Origin of the sequence: Streptomyces sp. NPDC006925 (genome assembly GCF_042869575.1) — a bacterium.
GTDB lineage: Bacteria > Actinomycetota > Actinomycetes > Streptomycetales > Streptomycetaceae > Streptomyces.
Window position 1 is genome coordinate 86,025 of record NZ_JBIAGB010000015.1, and the last position, 22,265, is coordinate 108,289.

Below are 22,265 nucleotides of genomic sequence, written 5' to 3' on the forward strand. Positions count from 1 at the left end.
GGGCTCAGCTCACCGCGGTCGCCCCCTTGCCCGCTCGTCGGTCATTCCCGTCATCGTGCGGCAGCACACCTTCCGCTCTCGGGATGGGAACGTAGCCGCCGTCGGCTCGAATTGTCCCGACGAGCTTCCCGAGTTCGGCCAGGGTGTCCTCGCCGAGCAGCGAAGGGTTCGCCTCGAGCATCAACGCGACGTGCTCCCCGATGCGCTGAGGCGTGAGGTCCTCCGGCGCCCCCAGCTCCACCGGACCGTCCTCCCCTTCATCCACGACCCGGGCGTTGCGCACCAGCCGTAGCTGCTCATCGCTGTATATCCGGGCCATCAGGGCCGCAGTGAACCGCTTCCGCGCCTCAGCGCCGCTCATGGTCGTCCACTGATCGCCTGAAACGGTGACGACTTCCTGCAGGTCCTCCGCGACCTCAGCCCGGCGGTGTCTCGTGCGGCTTCGCGCCACGCTGCTCCACTTCGCTTTCACGGACGGGAGCGCTTGGCCGTTCCACTTCGCCTTCGCTGCCGGAAGCGCTTGTTCGTACCACCACTTCCTGACGTGCGGCGCGGCCTTCTCCGCTATTCTGAAGCCGATCTGGACGAGCACCTCGGCGACGAACTCCGCGTTCTCTCGACGCTCCTGCGCTCGGGCCTCCGACTCGTGCCGGCCAGAGTCGAGCCAACCCTGCGGGTACGCCGCCACCGGATCCGGATCGTTCTCCTTCAAGAAGATCTCGGCTTGACCCACCTGATTGGTGTCGGGGTCACGTGTCATGCCGCGACGAGCGCCCTCAGTCTTCCTCGACCGCGCGAGACGCGTGCCTTTCCGGACTCTGACAATGGCCTCGTATTCGTCGTACTCGCTGCTGTCCATGCCCCACCTTCGACCTGCAGGATGCCCTGCGTCCGCCGCCCGTGCCCCCGGGAGCGACGCCCCCCGACACTGTACGTCCGGCCGCCGACCGTCCGGCGGATCGCCGGATGTGACCCGATGATCCGGGTTCGGAGCAGCCCCTCAGTTCGGTGACCGTCAACGGCGGGTTCTTCGGACCAGGACGGCTCACACCCAACTAACGCCGCCGACTCAGGACACTAGGGTGCGCCCATGCTCAACGACGCCACCGTTCAACGAGCCACAGCCGAACTGTTCTCCGCACCCCAGACCCTCGATCGCGCGGCCCGCGCCCTGCCCACGACCGCAGGGGTGTACGCCTGGTGGGCGCCGCCCGAGATCCCGGACTTCTTCCCCGGACCGGTCAATACCGGCGATGCCGGACTGCGGCTGCTCTACCTGGGCAAGGCCCGCCGGCTGCGGTCCCGCGTCGCCTCCAACCACCTGAGGGACTCCGGACGGTCCACCCTGCGTCGAACCCTGGCCGGACTCCTCATGCCCGCCGAAAGCTACCGCACCACCTGGACCGACCGTGTCGTCCTGATTTCCCAGGACGAACAGCGCCTTACCCATTGGATGCACCATCACCTCACCCTCACCTGGGCCGAGTACCCCGATCCCGTCCCCCTGGAGAAGGAACTGATCTCCCAACTGCACCCGCCGCTGAATGTCGAAGGAGCGGAACATGGCACCTCCCGGGACCGCGTCAAGCAGGCGCGAGCCTTCTACCATGCCAGTGCCGGCCCCCGGCCGGACAAGTAGCCGACTTTTCGCCCGATCCTCGCCCAGGGATGGGCGTCCTGCCCCTGGGCCAGCGGCCGACTGGAACCGGGGCCAAGGACCGTCCTCTGAGCGGTGGCGACGGGGCGGTTGGGGCCGGTGGCCCGGCTAGCGGAGCGCTCTCACGAGTACGGCTGCACGTCCTGTGCTCCTATTGGCCCGTCGGCGACTTCCCTGGTGAGCCTCCGCCGATCAAGCGGCACGGAGACGTAGGCATCCATGCCCGCTGTGGCCAGGGGATGGAGGGGAGCCGTCTCGAGATCGCCGTGCAAGCGCAGCAGTACATGGTCGTCACCGACCAGGCAGTCGGTGAACGGAAGGGTGCGGGACAGCAGGCGGGCGAAATCGTCGCAGGCCGCCCGGACGTCCACCTTGCCGAGGCCGAGCCAGACGTGCAGCGTGCCGTCCTGAACCGTCAGCTCGACGTCGATTCGAGTGCCGGCCGCCTCGGCGGCTTCGCCGCACCACGTCAGGGTCTCGTCCAGCGCGCCGAGGTGGACGGGAAGCGGGCGGAAGACGTCCTGACGCATGTCATCGCGGACCGTGACGCCGGTGGCCGGGGCCTGGTCGCGCCACCAGGCCTGCACGATGTCTCGGACCGAGGCTGCCTGCGGCCCGTTGCTCAGCGCTCGCCATACAGCGTCCGTCGCGTTTCGCCGGACCACGCTCGCGGCGTCGGGTCCGGGGGCTGCGGCCATGCGGCGCAGGAGCGAGCCGGGCCCGATTCGCGTGTCGTCGAGGACCTTCCGGTAGAGCTCGCACAGCGCGTCCGGTACGGCCGGGCCGTCCGGTCCAAGCAGGAGGCGGACGCGTTCTGACCAGGCAAGAAACGCCTCGGTATCGCCGGTGGCGAGGAGACCGGTGCCGAGGTCGCCGCGGGCGAGCACCCGGGCGCACTGCCGTTCCGTCGGCCGGCTTAGGCCATCGAGCTGGGCCCGCAGGAGGAAGACGAGCAGGTCCCGTTCCGGGGCGGCAAGATCGTCGACGGCACCGTTGACGGGAGTGGCGAGGATGTCGAGGACGGCCTCGGCGGTCGCCTTCTTCGCCTCCGGCTTTCCGGGGGTTCCGGGCAGACGCTCGGTCCACGCGTGGACCCGGCCCTGAGTGTCCTGCAGCCTGATCTTGGCGGTGAAGCTCTTCAGGTGGTCTGGCCCCGAGACATCGTAGATGTACTCGTGGTCGATGCCGTATGTGGTGGCCATGGCGGCAAGGGTGGTCACCGGGTCGTGCTGGTGTTCCAGGCCGGTGAGCCAGTCATCGAGGATGGCGGGCCGGCCCCTAAGCAGCCGAGGCCCGTGGATGCGCCAGGCCGCGGCGACGACCGCCTGGGTGGCGTCCGACACCGCTGTGCGGCTCTGTCCGCTCTCACCGCGGCTCGTCAGCAGCCCTTCCGCGAGCTGGAGGGCCGCACCGAGCCGGGCTGTGTCGTCGTCAGAAGTGGTGAGGATGCGTGCCTCGTCCTCGTCGGGGGTGAGGCTGTGTGCGAGGGCCTGGCGGACGCGGATGTGGGCGGCGAGGTGGTTCACCACGTGCGAGCCGTGATGGGCGAGGAGGTGGTTGTCACGCTGGCGGGCGGCGGTAACCGCCGACTGGTTCTCGTGGACCCAGGAGGCATGGGTGAGGGCCTGGGCGAGGAGCCCGTCCGCGCGATGGCCGAGTTCGAACATGGCCGCCAGGTCGCTCACGGCGTCTCGGTGCCGGTTGCCCGGCTGCGCGTACGGCAGCGGCGACGCTGCTGGCGGGGTCGCGGGTGCCGCCTTCCGCTCGGCGCCCGCCGCCCTGGCCACCTGCGAGTATGCGTCGAGCAGTGCTCCTGCCGCCGCTGCCCTCGCCGCCTTCTTGGACTGACCGGTGCCTTCCGCCGTGCGGCCGGTTCCGGTGCGGACGGTGGCGCGGAAGACCTTGCGGTGGTCCGGGCCCTCCTCGTTGTAGTCGTAGGTCAGTCCTTCCCTGTGGAAGGCCGTTTGCGCCAGGGTGACGGGATCGGCTCCCGTCTCCACGGACGGGCGGTCGAGGTCGGGCCACACGGAGGCGACCAACCTCCGGGCGATCTCGTGCTCACCACAGAGGCTGAGCACGCCGAGGATCTGCCGGGCCACTCCTTCGAAGACGGATCTGGCGGGTTGCTGCGCCTCCCCCGCGCCCATGCGCACCAGGCCCTGCTTGGTGGCCCAGGCGCCGAGCGCGAAGTCGGCGGCGGCGCGTCGACGGGCGTGTTCGCTCGACTGTTCGCCCGCTTTCCGAGGGGTCGCCCGTCGCACGTAAGCGTCGAGCAGGATCACGTCGAGCGCGGTGGCACCGAGCCGGTCGAGCAGGCCGAGCACGTGCGGGGAGACCTGGTCGGCGTAGTGGCTCTCGTAGAGGTGACTGCGGTGTTCGGCGGCCAGGCCGAGCCAGGCGGTGACCTCGGCGTCGGCGTCCCATCCGCGCACAGCCTTCCCCACGGCCTCGCAGACCTCCTGCCCGTAAGTGCCCACCAGCGACACGGGCGGCTCGCACAGCACCAGGTACGTGACGTCGTGGACGTCGAGTCGCCGTTCGGCGCGGGAGTAAGGCCGGACCGGCTCGGGCGACGGACGCTGCCCGGCCGCGGGCGGGGCTGACCGCGCGGGCCGGGCCGGGCGGGTGACTTCGGGCGGCGTGGTCCGGCCCCGGCGGGTGGACGTCGGGCGCTGGTGGGCAGGACGCGAGGGGGTGCGCCGAGGGGCCTCTTGCACTCTCCGCCCACCGGTCGGCGGTGTGCCGGACCTGCCATCCAGGAGGTCCTGGAGTTCGTTGGCGAGCCAGGAGGGCAGGCCCGTTGGGGGGTGGCCGCCGTCGAAGAAGTCGCTGGCCAGGTCGATGCAGTACGCGTACCGCTCCCACTCGTGGTGGCGCGCATGCTCCTGACCGAGCGTGCGCAGCACCGACCGCATCCGCGCGTACGGCACCCTCTGGCCGGCCAGTTGGTACGACGTCCGGTTCCGCGCGGCGTCGATGGCGAGCGCGATGCGGTGCACGGGTGTCGGCGGCGCGGTCTCGCGCAGCGACACGATGCCGACCCAGTGGTTCATGGCCCTCCCCCTGCCGGGCGACGCGGCCCTGCCCGGCCACAGCACGCACTCCCAGACGGCGTCGGTACAGTGCCCCGGTGCTTGCGTACGGGCGGCGGCCTGCCCCCGGTCCTGCTGTCCTTCCTCCCGCCGCGTCTCCCGGGGCTCCCGGTGATCACGGCGGCACTGGCTGGCCAGCGTATGCCGCCGGGCGCGGGTTCGGGGAGGGTTCACCCGACACGGATCGTTCCGTATGACGCGCAGCATGAGGTGGCGGGCCGCGCGGTCCGCCAGGGGCAGGAGAGCGGCCCGTGGGCGCACGGGAGAACCGAAGGAGAGCTCCGGCTGTGGTGACTACGGCTGATCGGCATCGCGTGGCGCCTGCACAAGCTGCATAGAGCCGAAAGAGCGGCCTCGGACCGTGGGAGTCCCCTGGGACTTTTCTGGCACTTCCGGCTGCATCAACGGGCATGGGCGTGAAACAACCGAAAGGCCATTTTCGCAGGTCAGCGACCCGTGATGGGTAATCGCTACAGATCACAGCGCTGGCTGGTCTCTTCCGCGACATCTGACTTCGCGTCACCACTCTGCCGTGGCTCCCGGCCGGGACGCTCCGGCGAGCGCGAGTACAGCAGCACTTGGGCCACGGCTCCGGATCCTCTTCCGGGCCGTGGTCTATTCGCGGCGGCCTTCAGGCACGGTGTGCGCCGTCCGCAGCGGCGACTCCTCAATCCTGTTGACATCGTCAACAGGAGAGCGCATTCTCGTCAACAGGTTACGGTGTACGCTTCCCTACGGGGTGTACCCATCTTGCACACGACGGGTGAATGCGGGGAGGGCCAGTGGGCCTGGACACGGTCGGCGGACGGTTCCGGATCACGGGATCCGTGGGGCGCGGGAACATGGGCGAGGTGCACCGGGCCGAGGATCTCGACGCCGCCCCGGACGCCCCCAACCGCGAGGTGGCGGTCAAGACCGTGCTGCGCGGCCGGACCGGGATCGCGGTCGACACCTCGGGCTCCGGCAAGGAGATCGACCGCTTCCGCCGTGAAGTGCGGATCATGCGCATGCTCTCCCAGGGGCACCCGAACCTCACCCTGCTGATCGAAGGCGGGGTGGATCAGGCCCCGGGCGGCAGCGGACTGCCCTACCTGGCCATGGAGTTGCTCGACGGCAATCCCCTCGCCGACCTCATCGACGAGGAGCCGCAACTCCCGGTCTCCTGGGTCGCTGCCGTGGGGGCACAGATCGCCTCCGGTCTCACCGCGGCGCACACCGCCGGAGTCGTCCACCGCGATCTGAAGCCGGCCAACGTGATGCTGACTCGCGACGGCACGTTGAAGGTCCTCGACTTCGGGATGGGCTCGATCGTCGACGACCCCGACCAGACGAGGCTGACCAGTACGGGCGTCAGCGTCGGTACGGCTCGCTACATGGCCCCCGAGCAGTTCCGCGCCGAACGCGTCTCCGCTCCGGCCGATCTGTACGCGCTCGGCTGCATCCTGTACGAACTGCTGCTCGGAAGGCCGCCGTTCTCCGCCAAGACCCCCTACGATCTCGCCGACCAGCACCAGCAGGACCAGCCTCCGAAGCTGACGCTGGTGCGACCGGATCTGCCCTCCGAACTGGTCCGGCTGGTGGACCGTCTGCTGGAGAAGGACGCCGAACTGCGGCCCGAGAACGCCGCCATGGTCCACGAGGCACTGGCGCCGCTCGCTTTCGCGCCGGACGACACAGCCGCTCTGCTCGCCCCGCACTGGCAGGCGATGGACCCGGTGGCCAGGCTGCGCGCACTGCGCCCCGAGCCCGCTCCCGCTGCTACGGCTCCAGCACCGCGCAGAAAACCGCGCCTGCCCGAGGCGATGGACGTCTTCGGTATCCATGCGGAGCTGATCAGCGAGTACGAGGACTTCACCAAGAGCGCGACGGTGATCCGGGACGCCCGGATCGAGGGCTTCGTCGCGGAAGACCTGGCCGCGAAGTCGCAGTGGCCCGATCCGTGGCTGTCGCTCAACCCCTTCTTCGCCGACGGAGGCCAGGTCACCGATCTCGTGCGGGACGACATCCTGCACCCCAAGTGCGCGGAGATCTTCCAGGCCGGCAAGAAGGAAGGGGCACTCCGCCCGAACGGGCGGCCGCTGACCTTCCACCTCCACCAGCGGCAGGCGATCGAGGCCGCGCAGGCGGGCGACTCCTATGTGCTGACGACCGGAACCGGCTCGGGCAAGTCGCTGTCGTACATCGTCCCCATCGTCGATCGGGTACTCAAAGAGCGCCAGGCGGCGGGCACGAGAGCGGGGGGCCGAGTCCGCGCGATCGTCGTGTATCCGATGAACGCGCTGGCCAACTCACAGCTCGGCGAGCTGGAGAAGTACCTGCGCAATGGGTTCGGGGCCGGACAGGAACCGGTCACCTTCGCCCGCTATACCGGTCAGGAGTCCGAGGAGCGGCGTCAGGAGCTGCGCAAGAACCCACCGGACATCCTGCTGACCAACTACGTGATGCTGGAGCTGATGCTGACCAGGCCGGACGACAGGTCCAGCCTGATCCGGATGGCCGAGGGGCTGCAGTTCCTCGTCTTCGACGAGTTGCACACCTATCGGGGCCGGCAGGGTGCGGACGTGGCGTTCCTGATCCGTCGCGTGCGCGATGCCTGCCGGGCCTCCGGGAGTCTCCAGTGCATCGGCACCTCGGCGACGATGTCGACCGAGGGCTCGTGGGACGAGCAGCGGCGCGAGGTGGCCAAGGTCGCGACCCGGCTGTTCGGCACGACCGTGCTGCCCAAGCGCATCATCGGCGAGACCCTGGTCCGCGGTACCGAGGAAGCTCCGGCGGAGGTGTCGGCCGAGCGGCTGCGGGTACCGGCGGCGCCCCGCTCCTACGACGCGCTGACCAAGGATCCGCTGGCGCGCTGGGTGGAGTCCCGGTTCGGACTGGAGCGCGAGGACGACACGGGACGACTGCGCCGCTGCGCCCCGAGCACGGTCGAGGCAGCGGCGGCCGAGCTGGCCGAGCGGTCCGGGGCGGACGAAGCCAGCGTGCGCGAGGCGATCCGGACAACGCTTGAGGCCGGGGCGCAGGCCAAGCATCCGGTGACGGAGCGACCGCTGTTCGCCTTCCGGCTGCACCAGTTCCTCTCCAAGGGCGACACGGTCTACACGACGCTCCAGGACCCCCTCACCCGGCCGCTCACCCGCACCTACCAGCTGGAGCACCCGGGCAGCGACGGCGAGCCGCTGTTTCCGCTGGCGTTCTGCCGCGAGTGCGGCCAGGAGTACCTGACGGTCTGGCGGGCCGAGGAGAATGGCGCCTTCCGGTACGAACCCCGCCGCGACACCTCCGCCTCCGGGGGCCGCGAGGGCGAGGGCTATCTGTACGTGGGCATCCCGGGCGAGGACTACGAGTGGCCGGCCGAGCCGCAGAAGGCGGTGGACGACCGCCGGCTGCCGGAGTCGTGGCTGGAACCGGACGCCCAGGGCGTGACGGTGGTCAAGAAGTCCTACCGCCCCCGGGTGCCCAAGCGCGTCGTGGTGGACGCCCGTGGGAACGAGTCCGACGACGGGGTCGTGGCGGCCTTCGTGCCGGCGCCGTTCCTGTTCTGCGTGCACTGCCAGGTCTCCTACGAGCAGACCCGCGGCCGGGACTTCGCCAAGCTGGCGACCCTGGATCAGGAAGGGCGCTCCTCGGCCACCTCGCTGATCTCCGCGTCCATCGTGAAGTCGCTGCGGGCGGTGCCCGAGGACAGCCTGGACAAGGAGGCGCGCAAGCTCCTCACCTTCGTCGACAACCGTCAGGACGCCTCGCTGCAGGCCGGGCACTTCAACGACTTCGCCCAGGTGACGCAGCTGCGCGGCGCGCTCTACCAGGCGGCGCTGCAGGCCGGAGAGGAGGGGCTGCGGCACGACGACCTCGCCGAAGCCGTCACCGGCGTGATGCAGCTGTCGCCGCACGAGTACGCGGTGGGCACCGACCTGGCGCCGTCGATGGAGCGCCGGGCGATGAAGGCGTTCCGGGACATCGTCGGGTACCGCCTCTACCGCGATCTGGAGCGGGGCTGGCGTGTCACGATGCCGAACCTGGAGCAGACCGGGTTGCTGCGGATCGACTACGAGGATCTGGACTGGCTCGCCGCCCGGCCCGAGCGCTGGGGGGCCACCCATGCCGAACTGCGGGACGCCGATCCGGCGCTGCGCGGCGAGGTCGCCCGCACGCTGCTGGACTTCATGCGGCGTGCTCTTGCCATCGATGTCCAGTACTTCCGCGACGACTTCGACACTCTGCAGCGGGCCAGTGAGGAGCGGCTCGCCGGACCGTGGGTGCTCGGCGAGAGCGACCGGCCGTCCGTCGGCACCGCTTACCCCTACGGTTCGCGGCCGGGCATGGAGCGCTCCGCACTGTTCCTCTCGGCCCGCGGAAAGTTCGGCAAGTATCTGCGGCGGAACATGCCCGGGCTGCGTGAGCTGCCCCTCGACGACGTCCAGCACGTCATCGAGGATCTGCTGAAGGTGCTGCGGGACGCGAAACTGGTGTGCGAGGTGGAGGCGGCGCCCGAGCGTTCCGGCCCGGTGTACCGCCGCCGTGCCGCGGAGAAGCGCACCGGGTACCGAGTGTCGGCCGCCGCCTTGGTCTGGCGGGCCGGGAGCGGTGAGCGGGGCGCGGTCGATCCGCTGGCGCGCACCTACAGCAGCGGTGAGGGCCCGCGTGTGAACCCGTTCTTCCGCGATCTGTACCGCACGGCGGCGGCCGAGCTGGCCGGGCTGTTCGCGCGGGAGCACACGGCGCAGGTCACCCCCGAGGACCGGCTGGAGCGCGAGGAGCGGTTCCGCAGTGCGGACCTGCCCCTGCTGTACTGCTCGCCGACGATGGAGCTGGGCGTGGACATCTCCTCGCTCAACGCCGTGCTGATGCGCAATGTGCCGCCGACCCCGGCGAACTACGCGCAGCGCTCGGGCCGGGCCGGCCGTTCCGGCCAGCCGGCGCTGGTGACCACGTACTGCGCCACGGGCAACAGCCACGACCAGTACTACTTCCGCCGCTCCCAGGACATGGTGTCCGGCCAGGTCGCCCCGCCCCGGCTCGACCTCGCCAACGAGGATCTGGTCCGCTCCCACCTCCAGGGCATCTGGCTGGCGGAGACGGGGATGAAGCTCGGCATCGCGGTCCCGGACGTGGTCGATGTCGCCTACGACCCCGACGCCGGCGACCGCCCCGACCCGCAGATGCCGCTGCCCCTGCTCTCCCACATCCGCGATCTGTCCCTGGACGAGGACGCCCGGCGGCGCGCGGTGTCCGCCGCCCGCACCGTGCTCGCTCCGCTGATCGCGGACTTCGAGTCCACCACCTGGTGGTACGACGAGTGGATCGAGGACCGGATCGAGCAGGCCCCGGGCGCCTTCGACGCTTCGTTCGACCGGTGGCGGCAACTGTTCCGGGCCGCCGTCATCGACCAGTACGAGCAGAACAAGCGCGTCGTCGACCACACCCTCTCCTCTGGTGAGCAGGGCCGGGCGCGGACGCGCCGCCGGGAGGCCGAGACGCAGACGAACCTGCTGCTGAACCGCTCCACCGACAGCAAGTCGGTGATGAGCGACTTCAATCCGTACCGCTATCTGGCCTCCGAGGGGTTCCTGCCCGGTTACAGCTTTCCCCGGCTGCCGCTCGCGGCCTACATCCCGCGTTCGGGCAACCGCCGCAACGCCGACGGCGACTATCTCCAGCGTCCCCGGTTCCTCGCGATCCGCGAGTTCGGCCCCGGCGCGCTGATCTATCACGAGGGCGCCCGCTACCAGGTCACCCGGGTCCAGTTGCCGCCGGATGCGTCGGGGGACCTGGCGACGGCGGAGGCCCGGCGCTGCGACGGCTGCGGCTACCACCACGCCGTGAAGGTCGGCGCCGACATCTGCGCCATGTGCGACGAGCAACTGACGGGCAAGCGCACCGGCCTTCTCCAGCTGCACACCGTGTACACGACCCCGCGCGAGCGGATCTCCTCCGACGAGGAGGAGCGCCGCCGGGCGGGCTTCCGTCTGGAGACCTCGTACGCGTTCCAGGACCACGGTGCCCGCAAGGGACGCCTCACCTCGCATGTCACCGACGCCGACGGCGTGCCCGCTCTCGACCTGGACTACGGCGACTCGGCGACCGTGCGCATCACCAACCTGGGCCGCGTCCGGGACAAGGAGGGCGAGCCGGACGGCTACTGGCTGGACCTGGGCGACGGCCGCTGGCTGAACGACCGGGCCGCGGCCGACGCCATCGAGGGCACCGGCATGCCGGTGGTCGACGAGGACGGCAATGAGAAGCGCCGTAAGAAGCGGGTGCTGCCTTATGTGGAGGACCGCCGCAACATCCTCGTGGTCACGTTGGACGAGCCGCAGCCCGAGCCGGTGGCTCTGTCGTTCCTGTACGCGCTGGAGCGGGGCATCGAGGCGGCGTTCGAGCTGGAGGACTCCGAACTGACGGCGGAACTGCTGCCTCCGGACGACGGGCCGCGGCGGCGCATGCTGTTCACGGAGGCCGCCGAGGGCGGTGCGGGTGTGCTGCGCCGGATCCAGCACGAGAAGGAGGCGCTCGCGCATGCGGCCCGCAGGGCCCTGGAGATCTGCCATTTCGACCCGGAGACGGGCGAGGATCTCGGCGGGCCCGAGGACGGCGGGAAGTGCGCCCGCGGCTGCTATGCCTGCCTGCTGACCTACGCCAACCAGACGCACCACCGGCGGTTGAGCCGGCACACCGCCGGCCCGCTGCTGGTGCGGCTGGCCGGTGCCCGCACCGAGCGGGAGGACCGCGGCGAGTCCCGCAGCGAACGGTTCCGCCGGCTGGCCCCGGCGGCCGGCGGCGGCGAGGCCGACCCGGGCAGCGCCCCGGCATCGGCCCTCACCAGGACGGAGACCGATCTGACGGCCCTCGTCGTCGAGGGAGACCTGCTGGGCTGGCTGAAGGCGAAGGGCTACCGGCTGCCGGACGAGGTCGACGTGTTGGTCGACAGCGCGGCTGCCTGCCCGGACCTCGTCTTCTACCTGGACGGGGCGAGCCTCGCCGTCTTCGTCGACGGTCCTGGCCGCTCACCCGACTCCGCCCGTGACATCGAGGCCGGCTACCGCCTGGAGGAGGCCGGCTGGGACGTGCTGCGCTTCCCCACGGACGCCGACTGGGACGCGATCATCGAGCACAACGCGTCCTATTTCCAGCTTCGTTGACGGCCGCCTCCTTCGCGACTTACCAGAATTGAGACCTCACATGAGCCTCACGTACACGGCCGGCTCGCTGGTCGCCGCCCGCGGCCGGGAATGGGTGGTGCTGCCCGAGAGCGCCTCCGACATGCTGGTGCTGCGCCCGCTGGGCGGCGGCGAGGACGACATCGCGGCCGTCTTCCCCGCTTTCGAGGACGTGCGGGCCGCCGAGTTCGCGGCCCCGAGCGCCGCCGACCTGGGCGACCAGCGCGCTGCGGGCCTGCTGCGCACGGCGCTGCGGATCGGGTTCCGGTCGGGTGCGGGCCCCTTCCGCTCTCTGGCCTCCATCGCGGTGGAGCCCCGGGCCTATCAGCTGGTGCCGCTGCTGATGGCGCTGCGGCAGCGCACGGTCCGGCTGCTGATCTCGGACGATGTCGGCATCGGCAAGACGGTCGAGGCGGGGCTGATCGCCAAGGAGCTGCTGGCGCAGGGGGAGGCCACGCGGCTGGCGGTGCTCTGCTCCCCGGCGCTGGCCGAGCAGTGGCAGGCCGAGCTGCGGGGGAAGTTCGGCATCGATGCCGAACTGGTCCTCGCCTCCACGGTGTCGCGGCTGGAGCGCGGACTGGAGCTGGGCCAGTCGCTGTTCGACCGGCATCCGTTCACGATCATCTCGACGGACTTCATCAAGTCGACCCGGCACCGCGAGGACTTCCTGCGGCACTGCCCCGACCTGGTGATCGTCGACGAGGCGCACGCCTGCGTCGCCGCCGACGACACCGCGCAGGCCGGCGGCTCCTCCTCCCACCAGCTCCGCTACGAGCTGCTGCAGAAGGTCTCCGCGGACGCCGACCGCCATCTGCTGCTGCTCACCGCGACGCCGCACTCCGGCAAGGAGTCCGGGTTCCGCAATCTGCTCGGTCTGGTGCGGCCAGAACTGGCGACGCTGGACCTGGAGGCGGCGGCGGGCCGGGCGAGGCTCGCCGAGCACTTCGTGGCCCGCAAGCGCGCCGATGTCCGCGACTACCTCACCAGGGAGGACGGGCTCGCCGACGACTCCCTGGCCGAGCGGACCGCCTTCCCCTCCGACCGTTGGACAAAGGACGAGCCGTACAAGCTGACGCCCGCCTACCGGGCGCTGCTCGACGACGCCATCGGCTACGCCAGGGACCGGGTGGCGGCGGCCGGTGAGCAGGGCAGGCGGGAGGCCCGGATCGCCTGGTGGTCGGTGATCGCGCTGCTGCGTTCGATGGTCTCCTCACCCGCGGCCGCCAAGCAGACCCTCAAGACCCGTTCCGAGTCCGCCACCGCCCGCACCGCGCACGAGGCGGACCTTCTCGGCGCTCCGGTGGCCGCCGACTCCGCGGACAACGACCGGCTGGAGGGCATGGATGTCGCGCCGGGTGCCGCGGAGGCGGAGGACGCGGGCGCCCGGCTGGCGGAGCTCGCCGAGCGGGCCGGGAAGCTCGTCGGTCCGGCCGAGGACGCGAAGCTGAAGGCGCTCACCCGGCATCTGAAGAACCTGATCTCCGACGGCTACCACCCGATCGTCTTCTGCCGGTACATCCCCACTGCCGAGTATCTGGCCGCACAGCTCAAGGACAAGCTCGGGAAGAAGACGCAGACCGTCGCCGTGACGGGGACGCTCTCCCCGCAGCAGCGGCTGGAGCGCATCGAGCAGCTTGCCGCCGACTCCGCCGGGGAGGACGGCGACGATCCCGCGGCCCGCCGGGTGCTGATCGCCACCGACTGCCTCTCCGAGGGCGTCAATCTCCAGCACCACTTCGACGCCGTCGTCCACTACGACCTGGCCTGGAACCCGACCCGCCACGACCAGCGGGAAGGCCGCGTCGACCGCTACGGCCAAAAGCGCGACCAGGTCCGTGTCATCACCATGTACGGCGAGGACAACGGCATCGACGGCAAGGTGCTGGAGGTGCTGTTCAAGAAGCACCGGCAGATCAAGAAGGACCTGGGCATCTCGGTCTCCGTCCCCGACGAGACCGCCTCCGGTGTCACCGACGCCGTCGTGGAGTGGCTGCTGCTGCACGGCCGGCAGGGCAGCCAGGAGAGCCTGTTCGACGTGGACGGCCACCAGGAGTCCTTCGACCGGATCGAGCGCGAGTGGGCCTCGGCGGCGGAGCGGGAGAAGACGTCCCGCTCCAAGTACGCGCAGCGCGCCATCCACCCCGAGGAGGTGGCCCGCGAGGTGGCCGCCGTCCGGGCGGCGCTCGGCGGCACCGAGGAGGTGCGCGCCTTCACTCTGGCGGCGCTGCGCGACCTGGATGCCGTAGTCCGCACGGGCACATCCTCAGGGCGCGACGGCGCCGGCGACTTCACCGCACAGGTCGGCGGCACCCCGGCCGGGCTGCGGGACGCGCTCGCCGCCACGCTGGGCGGCCGGCTCGTCGAGGAGGGCCGGCAGGTTCCGTTCCGCACCTCGCCCGCGATCGCCCGCGGGGAGGCCGCTCTGGTGCGCACCGATCCGGCGGTCGGCGCCCTCGCCTCCTATGTGCTCGACTCGGCACTGGACGCGAACGCGCACGGCCCCCGCCCGGCCCGCCGCTGCGGTGTGGTGACGACAGAGGAGGTCACCACCCGCACCACGCTCCTGCTCGTCCGCTACCGCTTCCACCTCACCCTTCCCTCCCGTTCGGGCGACCGGCAGCTGGTCGCCGAGGACGCCCGCCTGCTCGCCTACGAGGGCCTGCCGTCGCGCGCCCGCTGGCTGGACGACGAGGCCGCCACCGCGCTCCTGTCGGTCGGCGCCCGCGCCCTCACGCACGAGCAGCGGGCCCGCAACCAGATCGCCCGCGATCTGGACGCGCTCCCGGACCTGGCCGCACACCTCACCGGGTACGGCACGCGCCTGGCCGCCGAGCTGGACGCCTCGCACCGCCGGGTCCGCAAGGCCAACGAGGAGATCGTCCGCGGCCTGAAGGTCGTCCCGCAGGAGCCCGCCGACATCCTCGGCGTGTACCTCTATCTGCCGCCCGCCGCCCCCGCCACCGCTACCGCCTCCGGAGCCGAAGCCTGATGTCCGCCGCCACCCGCACCGCCCTGGCCTTCACCGCCGTGACCACGGTCGGCGGACTGCTCCCCGCCGACATGCTGCTGCGCATCGCCGAGGCGCGGAACCTGCCGGGCACCAAGCCCGCCGACTACGGCCTCCCGGCCTCGGTACCCGTGCGCGACGAGGCCGAGCGCGCCTGGGAGTACCTCAAGCCGCTCTGGCGCGACCTGCGCGCAGCGCTGCCCGCCGATCCGGAGACCGGCGCCCCCGCCGCCGACCCCACCGGCCGGGCCGGCACCGACTGGCTGGCCCAGCTCTTCCGCAAGCTCGACTTCGGCGCGCTGACGGACGTCGGCACGGCGGGCATCCCGGCCGACTCGGACCCGGACAAGCGCTTCCCCGTCTCCCACCACCACGGCCCGGCCCTCGTCCACCTCATCCCCTGGAACCAGGAGCTGGACAAGCGCCCGGCGGCCGGGCAGGTCCCGGCCCAGTCGATGCTGCAGGACTGCCTCAACCGCACCGACGCCCATCTGTGGGCCGTCCTCACCAACGGCCGCCGGCTGCGCCTGCTGCGCGACTCCTCGTCCTTCGCCACCGCCGCCTACGTCGAGTTCGACCTGGAAGCGCTCTTCGACGGCGAGCTGTTCAGCGAGTTCGTGCTGCTGTACTGCGTGCTGCACGCCTCCCGGTTCGCGGTGCCGGAGGGGACCGCGGCCTCGGGGTGCCGGCTGGAGAAGTGGCGGACGGTCGCCATAGAGTCCGGCAGCCGCGCCCTGGACCACTTCCGCGACGGTGTCCAGGCAGCACTCACCGTCCTGGGCACGGGGTTTCTGAGCCACCCGCACAACGACCGGCTGCGCCAGGACCTCGACGTCCACGCCTTCCAGACGGCGCTGCTCCGGCTCGCCTACCGCATGATCTTCCTCTTCGTCGCCGAGGACCGCGGCGCCCTGCTGGCCCCAGAAGCCGATGAAGCCACCCGCGAGCGTTACGGCCGCTACTTCTCCACCGCCCGGCTGCGCCGCCACGCCCTGCGCCGCCTGGGGACGGCGCACGACGACCAGTACCGCGTGCTGGAGCTGCTGATCGGGGCGCTCGGCTCCGAGGGCGGACGGCCCGAACTGGGTCTGAAGGGGCTCGGCGGCCTCTTCAACGACACCGCCGCCGACGAACCGCTGCACGGTGCACGACTGGCCAACCGCCACCTGTTCGAGGCCGTCAAGCACCTGTCCCGCGTCCGCGATGTGGGCTCCGCCCGCTGGCGCCCCGTCGACTACCTGCACATGGGCGCCGAGGAACTCGGCTCGGTGTACGAGGCGCTGCTGGAGCTGGTGCCCAAGCACAGTGCCGCCGACCGCACCTTCGAACTGGTCGACCGGATCGGCAACGACCGCAAGCAGACCGGCAGCTACTACACCCCTACGGCGCTCACCGAAACGCTGCTGGACTCCACGCTGAACCCGGTGATAGACGACGCCGTCCAGCGCGGAGAACGGCGCGCGAGTGCGGAGGGTCTGGCCGACCCGGCCGGGACGATCGCCGAGGAACTCCTCTCCCTCACGGTCTGCGACCCGGCCTGCGGCTCCGGCCACTTCCTGGTGGCGGCGGCCCGCCGGATCGCCAAACGCCTCGCCGCCATCCGTGAACGCAACCCCGAGCCCACCGCCGAGGCGGTACGTCACGCCCTCCACGAGGTCGCCGCCCAGTGCGTGTACGGCGTCGACCTCAACCCCATGGCGGTCGAACTCGCCAAGGTCTCGCTGTGGCTGGAGGCCATGGAACCCGGCCGTCCCCTCGGCTTCCTCGACGCCCACATCAAGCACGGCAACGGCCTGATCGGCGCGACCCCCGCCCTGCTGCGGGACGGTATCCCGGACAAGGCGTTCAAGAAGACCGAAGGCGACGACGAAGCGCATGCGCGGGCGCTGTTCAACCGCAACGCGCTCGAACGCGAGGGCCAGGGCGGTCTGTTCGAGGTCGAGACGGCGACGAAGGTCGCCAACGCCTCCTTCGCGCGCGGGATGCGCAGCATCACCGCCGCCCCGGCCGACGATCTCGCCGACATCCGCCGCAAGGAAGCCGCCTACCGCAACTGGGCGACCTCGGACGAGTACCGGCACGCCCTGCACATCGCGGACGCCTGGTGCGCCGCCTTCGTGTGGGTCAAGGCCAAGGGCAAGCCCCCGGCCCTCACCCACAAGGTGTTCCGCGGGCTGGAGGACCCCAAGGGCGACGCGGCTCCCCAGTCGACGCACGAGGAGATCGCCGGCCTGCGGGATCAGTACGCCTTCTTCCACTGGCACCTGGAGTTCCCGGAGATCTTCCGCGTCCCGGAGGACGGCGCGGCGGGTGCGGGCCTGGGCGCGGATACCGATGCGGGTGCGGATGCCGCTGCCGTAGATGCGGCCACGGGGTGGGCCGGCGGATTCTCGTGCGTGGTCGGCAACCCGCCGTGGGACAAGGTCGACTTCGAGGACAAGAAGTACTTCAGCGTGGTCGCCCCCGAGATCGCGGAGATCTCCGGGACCGCTCGCCGAACGCGGATCACGGAGTGGGAGCAGGAGAACCCGAAGGCCGGCAAGCGGTACCGAGCGGCCCGGCGTGCGGTGAAGGGCACCTTCCACTTCGCGGGGGACTCCGGAGTCTTCCCGTTGTGCGCGAAGGGGCTGACGGTCAAGGGCGTCACAATGATTCAGACCGATCAGCTCTTCGCCGAGCGGATGGCGACCGTGGTCGCACACCGGGGACGGGTCGGCTTGCTCCTGCCGACAGCCATCGCCACGGGCGCCGGTTCCCAGCATCTGTTCGCGGACTTCACCCGGCGGGGGGTGCTGGCGTCGCTGTACGACTTCGAGAATCGTCGCCCGAAGTCACCCGTCCTGCCGAACGGCGGAAAGTGGTTCGAGAGTGTGCACTCCAGCTACAAGTTCTGCCTACTTTCCCTCACCGGTCGGGCCACACACGCGGGCGCAAGTCGCATCGGTTTCTACCTCTCTGACACCGCAGATCTGGAACATCCGGACCGGGTCTTTTCACTAGACCCAGAAGACTTGGCTCGCATTAACCCGAATACGGGCACGCTCCCAGTGTTCCGCACACAGCGCGACGCGAATATCACGGCCGGAGTGTATCGACGTATCCCAGTGCTGCGCGAGGAAGAACGGCGAAACGGGAATCCCTGGCGGATCAACTTCAAAGCAACATTTTTTCACACAACGGACGACTCCGACGTCTTCCGCAGCCATGAACGACTTGAATCCGAAGGCTGGACACTCAGCGGGAATACCTTCCAGCGAGGTGACGAGTATATGTCACCACTTTACGAGGCGAAGATGGTGGACTTTTTCAACCATCGAGCCGCAGATGTTGTCAAGAGTTCGACAGCAGTAAACCGCCAGAATCAGCCCAGGTACCTAACCGCTGAAGATCTGCGTGATCCTACACGTCTGGCGTTGCCACTCAGCTGGATCCAGCAAAGCGGGAAAATTTCAACGATCCGCAATGGAAGAGAAGTTAAAGTCAGAGGAGTCGAGCAGCGCCTCGCCGAAGAGAAATGGAATCATGATTGGCTCTGCGGGTGGTGCGATGTAACGGCCTCAACGAATGTGCGCACAGCGATTCCTGCCTTCCTTCCTCGCACGGCAGCGGTCGAGACCTTCCCGCTCATGCTTCCCGGAGTCACGCCACCCTTGGTAGCCGCATTGATTGCCACTCAGTCGTCCTTGATCTTCGACTACGTGAGCCGTCAGAAGATCAACGGCGCCCATATGAAGCTCTACACTTGGAAGCAGCTTCCCGTCCCCACCCCCACCACCCTTGAGCCCCATCTCCCCTTCCTCCTCCCCCGGGTCCTCGAACTCGTCCACACCGCGAACGACATGACGCCCCTCGCACGCGACCTGGGCGACGAGGGCGAGCCTTTCCGGTGGGACGAGGAGCGGCGGGCGCAGCTCCGCGCTGAACTGGACGCCTACTTCTTCCACCTCTACGGAATCTCGCATGATGACACCGACTACATCCTGGAGTCGTTCCAGTCGGAGTCGGGCGGTCTCAAGAACAACGAGATCGCCAAGTTCGGCGAGTACCGCACCAAGCGGCTCGTCCTGGCCGAGTACGACCGGATGGCCGAGGCCGGCCTGACCCTGGAGAAGCCACTCACTGAGGGCCACTCCGGCACATACCGCTCCACGCTCACCCCGCCTCCGGGCCAGGGTCCCCGGCACGAGTGATTCCCCGGAGTCTGGGCCCACCGCCTGCATGCCTGCATGGTCATCCAGGCATGCGCCGACGACGGGCCGCGAGAATGCCGAAGCAGCAGAGCTGGAGGCCCGGCATTCCCATGCCTGTTCTTCGGGCTATGTCAGAGCCCTGCGCCACACTCCTGGAGCAGGGCCACAGGCCCACCCGTCCCTGTCCCGCCTCCATCAACGACGAGGAGCGCTCATGGAACCACGCGGCTACCGGATGGTGGTCTCGACCGAGCTGAACTATGTCAAAGCCTGCGGCATCGCGGAGCGGCAGTTAATCGAGTGGATCCGCGGCAAGGGGTACGACCCGTCCGGGGTGGACGGGGAACGAACCGAGATCGCCCCTCACGCGACGCTCACCCGTGACTCGGAGTCCGGCCGCAAGGGCGCGTACAGCCGGTGGCGTATGCGGGAGACACCGACCAAGGTCTCGGGCACCTGGCAGTCCACGCTCGTCGTGCGCTCCGGCCTGGAGGACGACGCGGGCCGTGCGTGGGTGCAGCTCGACATCGAGCACCAGCCGGCCGGTGACGACGATCTCCCCAAGCGCGCCAACACGCCGAACATCGTCCGCTCGCTCCTCGACGCCTTGGAGGCACGGGACGGGCTTGCCGATGTCGCCGCAGCGCCCGCCTTCGTCGAGGCCGATGATGTCGACGACGTCATCGAGGAGCTGTGCGACAGCAGCCGCCGCATGCCCGTCGTCATCGCCACGGTGCCGTACGGGAAGGACGCCGACGACTGGTCGCGGTCCGTCGTCGAACCGCTCTTCCGCTTTCTGCACGGGCTGGCTGTGCTGTATGTCCTCACCCCGGAAGCACAGACCAAGTTGAACGCGGAGCTGGAGTACCACCCCGTCTTCGGAGGGGGTGTCCGCACCTACCTTCCGGGCATAGATCCGGCGTGGAAGCCGGACGCGCAGCGCCACCCCGTGATGGCACGACGCACCATCGAGGGCGACCTCCGCCGTGCCGCGTCCATCCTCGCCGCGCTCCCCCAGAGGCTGGCCTCCCGCCAGCCTCTTCCCGCAGCTCTGCTCGGCATCCCGCGACAGCGCACCCGTCCCCGGACAACGGATGGCACGGACCTCGTCCAGCTCCGGTCCGACAACGCGGCGCTGACAGCCCTGCTGGACGAGGCGGAACACGCCGAAGCCATCCGGGCCAAGGAGATCGACGACCTGTATGCGGAGCTGACGAAGGCGGAGCAGGACAGCGACGAGCTGCGCGGTGAGAACGAAGAACTGTACGACAAGGTGCAGGAGTCCCAGCGCCTCATACGCTTTCTGCGGGAACAGCTTCAGGAGGCGGGTCAGTTCGCCGTCGCGCACACGCCGACGGCCTCTCCGGACATCAGCTATCCAACGACGTTCTCCGACCTCCTGGACCGCTTGGGTACGCTCCCCGGCATCTCCTTCACCGGGAACCGCAAGATCACCCGATCTCTCGACAGCCAGTCCGTGGACAATTGGCTGTATGTCGCCTGGGACGGCCTTCTGGCGCTGAACGACTTCGCTCAGACCGCCGCCGACGGCGCATCGTCCGGCGACTTTCTGAGTTGGTGCAAGTCGGATGCTTCCAGCGCCGCCCCTTTCCCCGCCGCGAAGGTGGCGATGCGCGAGTCGGACACCGTTGCCCGCAGCGCGAAGCTGCGCGGTGAGCGCATGCTCCCGGTTCCGAAGACGGCAGCTCCCGATGGCCGGGTCTTCATGCAGGCTCACCTGAAGATCGGCGGGGGCAACACGATCGCCCCACGCCTCTACTTCTATGACGACTGTTCCAGTTCAGGAAAGGTGTACATCGGCTACCTCGGCCCGCACCTGCGCAATACCCTCACCTGACGGCCCTATGGGGTCGCAGCCTGCCGGCCGTGTACTCGACCGGCAGGGAGCGAATGACGGACTCAGACCTCCGCCGCGAACTTTACGAAGTGGCCCCAGCCTTCACGCCCCACCGTGAAGGCCGGGCGGCTCACGTCCTTGGAGTCCCGGACGTGAACGGCTCGCTCGGCGATCGCGACCTCCACGCAGTCGTCGCCTTGACTGCCGCTGTAGCTGGACTTGAACCAGGCGAGTCCCGTCGTATCGCTGCTCATAGCTCTCCTCGCAATCGCTTCAGCAAGGCCCGGGATGCCTCGGGGCTCAGGGCCTGCGAGCGCAGTGTGTCATAGCGCTGGCAGAGCAGACGCACCTCTTTCCGGTCCGAGATCAACCTTCCGTTCTGCTGTCCTTCGGAGTATCCGAGCCGCTGTCCCGCAGGCGTCTCCAAGATGCGTACGGGCCCGTCCAGACACGCGTGCAGTCCCGCCTCCAGTGGAACCACCTGAAGCACCACATTGCGCGGAGCGCTGCGCTCAAGGACGTGGTCCATCAACGCACGCATCACCTCCGCATCGTCGAACCGGCGCCGGAACACGTGCTCCTCGACGATAAAGCTGAAGGGCACCTTCGGCCGCTCCCACATCATCGCCTGCCGCTCCATTCGGGCGGTGAGCTGCGTCTCCATCTCCTTGTCGTTCCGCAGCGGGATGGTGCCGTCGAACACCGCCCGCGCATACGCCTCCGACTGCAACAGTCCGGGCACCAGACGGCACTCGTAGGTGCACAGGCTCACCGCCTCCCGTTCCAGTCGTGCCCAACGGCGGAACCACGCCGCGAGTCCGGCCTCGCCGCGGGTGAGGTGGCGGGCGGCCTTCCGCAGCGCGCCGGTGTTGCCAAGTGCGGCTTCCGCGCGCTCCACGAACTCGTCGTCCGGCATGCGGCGCCCCAGTTCCACGGACTCCACCGTGTGTTTGGAGAACTGCACCCGGGTGGCCAGTTCCGTGCGGCTGAGTCCCGCGTGCTCGCGCAGCGCCTGGACGACCGCCCCGAAGGTGCGCAGGCTGTCCGAGGGGTGGGGCTCTCGCTCCCACTCCCCCGCCGCGACCGACCGCGCGTTGGTGGCTCCGGCTTCACGCTCGGCTCGACTGTCGTCTCCGTCGACGATGTCCATGCGCCGTCCCTCTCCGTACCGCGTCGCGACGGCTGCTCGCCACCGTCACTCTCACCACTCAGCGTGAGGGAAGCCTCTGCGTACCGTCTACCCCAGGTGCCCGTACGCTCACTCCGCGTACGAGGCGCGTGGCTCACACTCCCCGTCTTCCGGG

The 22,265-nt window shown here is 69.7% G+C and carries 9 protein-coding genes; 5 read left to right on the forward strand and 4 right to left on the reverse strand.

The genetic code is table 11. The features are described 5' to 3' along the window. Positions 1-4: 4 nt before the first annotated feature. On the reverse strand, positions 5-859 hold the full coding sequence (locus tag ACFYNS_RS20745; protein WP_388604377.1) for a hypothetical protein: 855 nt from the start codon (positions 857-859) through the stop codon (positions 5-7). A 231-nt stretch (positions 860-1,090) separates the two neighbouring features. On the opposite strand from ACFYNS_RS20745, the gene ACFYNS_RS20750 reads away from it, so the two are divergent. Beyond that, positions 1,091-1,639, forward strand: coding sequence for a GIY-YIG nuclease family protein (locus tag ACFYNS_RS20750; RefSeq protein ID WP_388604379.1), 549 nt, complete (start codon positions 1,091-1,093; stop codon positions 1,637-1,639). 140 nt (positions 1,640-1,779) lie between these two features. Here ACFYNS_RS20750 and ACFYNS_RS20755 read toward each other — a convergent pair whose 3' ends face one another. Then, positions 1,780-4,710, reverse strand: a complete 2,931-nt coding sequence (locus ACFYNS_RS20755) for a putative dsRNA-binding protein (RefSeq protein WP_388604381.1) — start codon at positions 4,708-4,710, stop codon at positions 1,780-1,782. A gap of 821 nt (positions 4,711-5,531) precedes the next feature. Between ACFYNS_RS20755 and ACFYNS_RS20760 the strand changes: the two genes are divergently transcribed. The 4 genes from ACFYNS_RS20760 to ACFYNS_RS20775 all read left to right on the forward strand — a co-directional run bounded on the left by ACFYNS_RS20760 (position 5,532) and on the right by ACFYNS_RS20775 (position 20,961). After that, the gene (locus ACFYNS_RS20760; protein ID WP_388604383.1) at positions 5,532-11,888 is read left to right on the forward strand and encodes a protein kinase; all 6,357 of its coding nucleotides are present in this window, start codon (positions 5,532-5,534) and stop codon (positions 11,886-11,888) included. A gap of 40 nt (positions 11,889-11,928) precedes the next feature. After that, positions 11,929-14,895 (forward strand): DEAD/DEAH box helicase, encoded by a 2,967-nt coding sequence (locus ACFYNS_RS20765; RefSeq protein ID WP_388604385.1) that lies wholly within the window; start codon positions 11,929-11,931, stop codon positions 14,893-14,895. Further along, complete coding sequence (locus ACFYNS_RS20770; RefSeq protein WP_388604386.1) at positions 14,895-19,103, forward strand: Eco57I restriction-modification methylase domain-containing protein; 4,209 nt, start codon at positions 14,895-14,897, stop codon at positions 19,101-19,103. Before ACFYNS_RS20765 ends, ACFYNS_RS20770 begins: the two co-directional genes overlap by 1 nt. A 214-nt stretch (positions 19,104-19,317) precedes the next feature. Further along, positions 19,318-20,961, forward strand: coding sequence for a hypothetical protein (locus tag ACFYNS_RS20775; RefSeq protein WP_388604387.1), 1,644 nt, complete (start codon positions 19,318-19,320; stop codon positions 20,959-20,961). Positions 20,962-21,023: 62 nt separating this feature from the next. On the opposite strand, the gene ACFYNS_RS20780 is transcribed toward ACFYNS_RS20775, so the two are convergent. Continuing rightward, a complete protein-coding gene (locus ACFYNS_RS20780) occupies positions 21,024-21,215 on the reverse strand; it encodes a DUF397 domain-containing protein (RefSeq protein ID WP_388604389.1) in 192 nt (63 codons plus the stop codon). After that, a complete protein-coding gene (locus ACFYNS_RS20785) occupies positions 21,212-22,111 on the reverse strand; it encodes a Scr1 family TA system antitoxin-like transcriptional regulator (RefSeq protein WP_388604390.1) in 900 nt (299 codons plus the stop codon). Before ACFYNS_RS20785 ends, ACFYNS_RS20780 begins: the two co-directional genes overlap by 4 nt. Positions 22,112-22,265: the final 154 nt, after the last annotated feature.

Coding starts and splice junctions, on each gene's coding strand:
- ACFYNS_RS20745 (WP_388604377.1), bottom strand. CDS start 859: ATGGACAGCAGCGAGTACGACGAATACGAGGCCATTGTCAGAGTCCGG.
- ACFYNS_RS20750 (WP_388604379.1), top strand. CDS start 1,091: ATGCTCAACGACGCCACCGTTCAACGAGCCACAGCCGAACTGTTCTCC.
- ACFYNS_RS20755 (WP_388604381.1), bottom strand. CDS start 4,710: ATGAACCACTGGGTCGGCATCGTGTCGCTGCGCGAGACCGCGCCGCCG.
- ACFYNS_RS20765 (WP_388604385.1), top strand. CDS start 11,929: ATGAGCCTCACGTACACGGCCGGCTCGCTGGTCGCCGCCCGCGGCCGG.
- ACFYNS_RS20770 (WP_388604386.1), top strand. CDS start 14,895: ATGTCCGCCGCCACCCGCACCGCCCTGGCCTTCACCGCCGTGACCACG.
- ACFYNS_RS20775 (WP_388604387.1), top strand. CDS start 19,318: ATGGAACCACGCGGCTACCGGATGGTGGTCTCGACCGAGCTGAACTAT.
- ACFYNS_RS20780 (WP_388604389.1), bottom strand. CDS start 21,215: ATGAGCAGCGATACGACGGGACTCGCCTGGTTCAAGTCCAGCTACAGC.
- ACFYNS_RS20785 (WP_388604390.1), bottom strand. CDS start 22,111: ATGGACATCGTCGACGGAGACGACAGTCGAGCCGAGCGTGAAGCCGGA.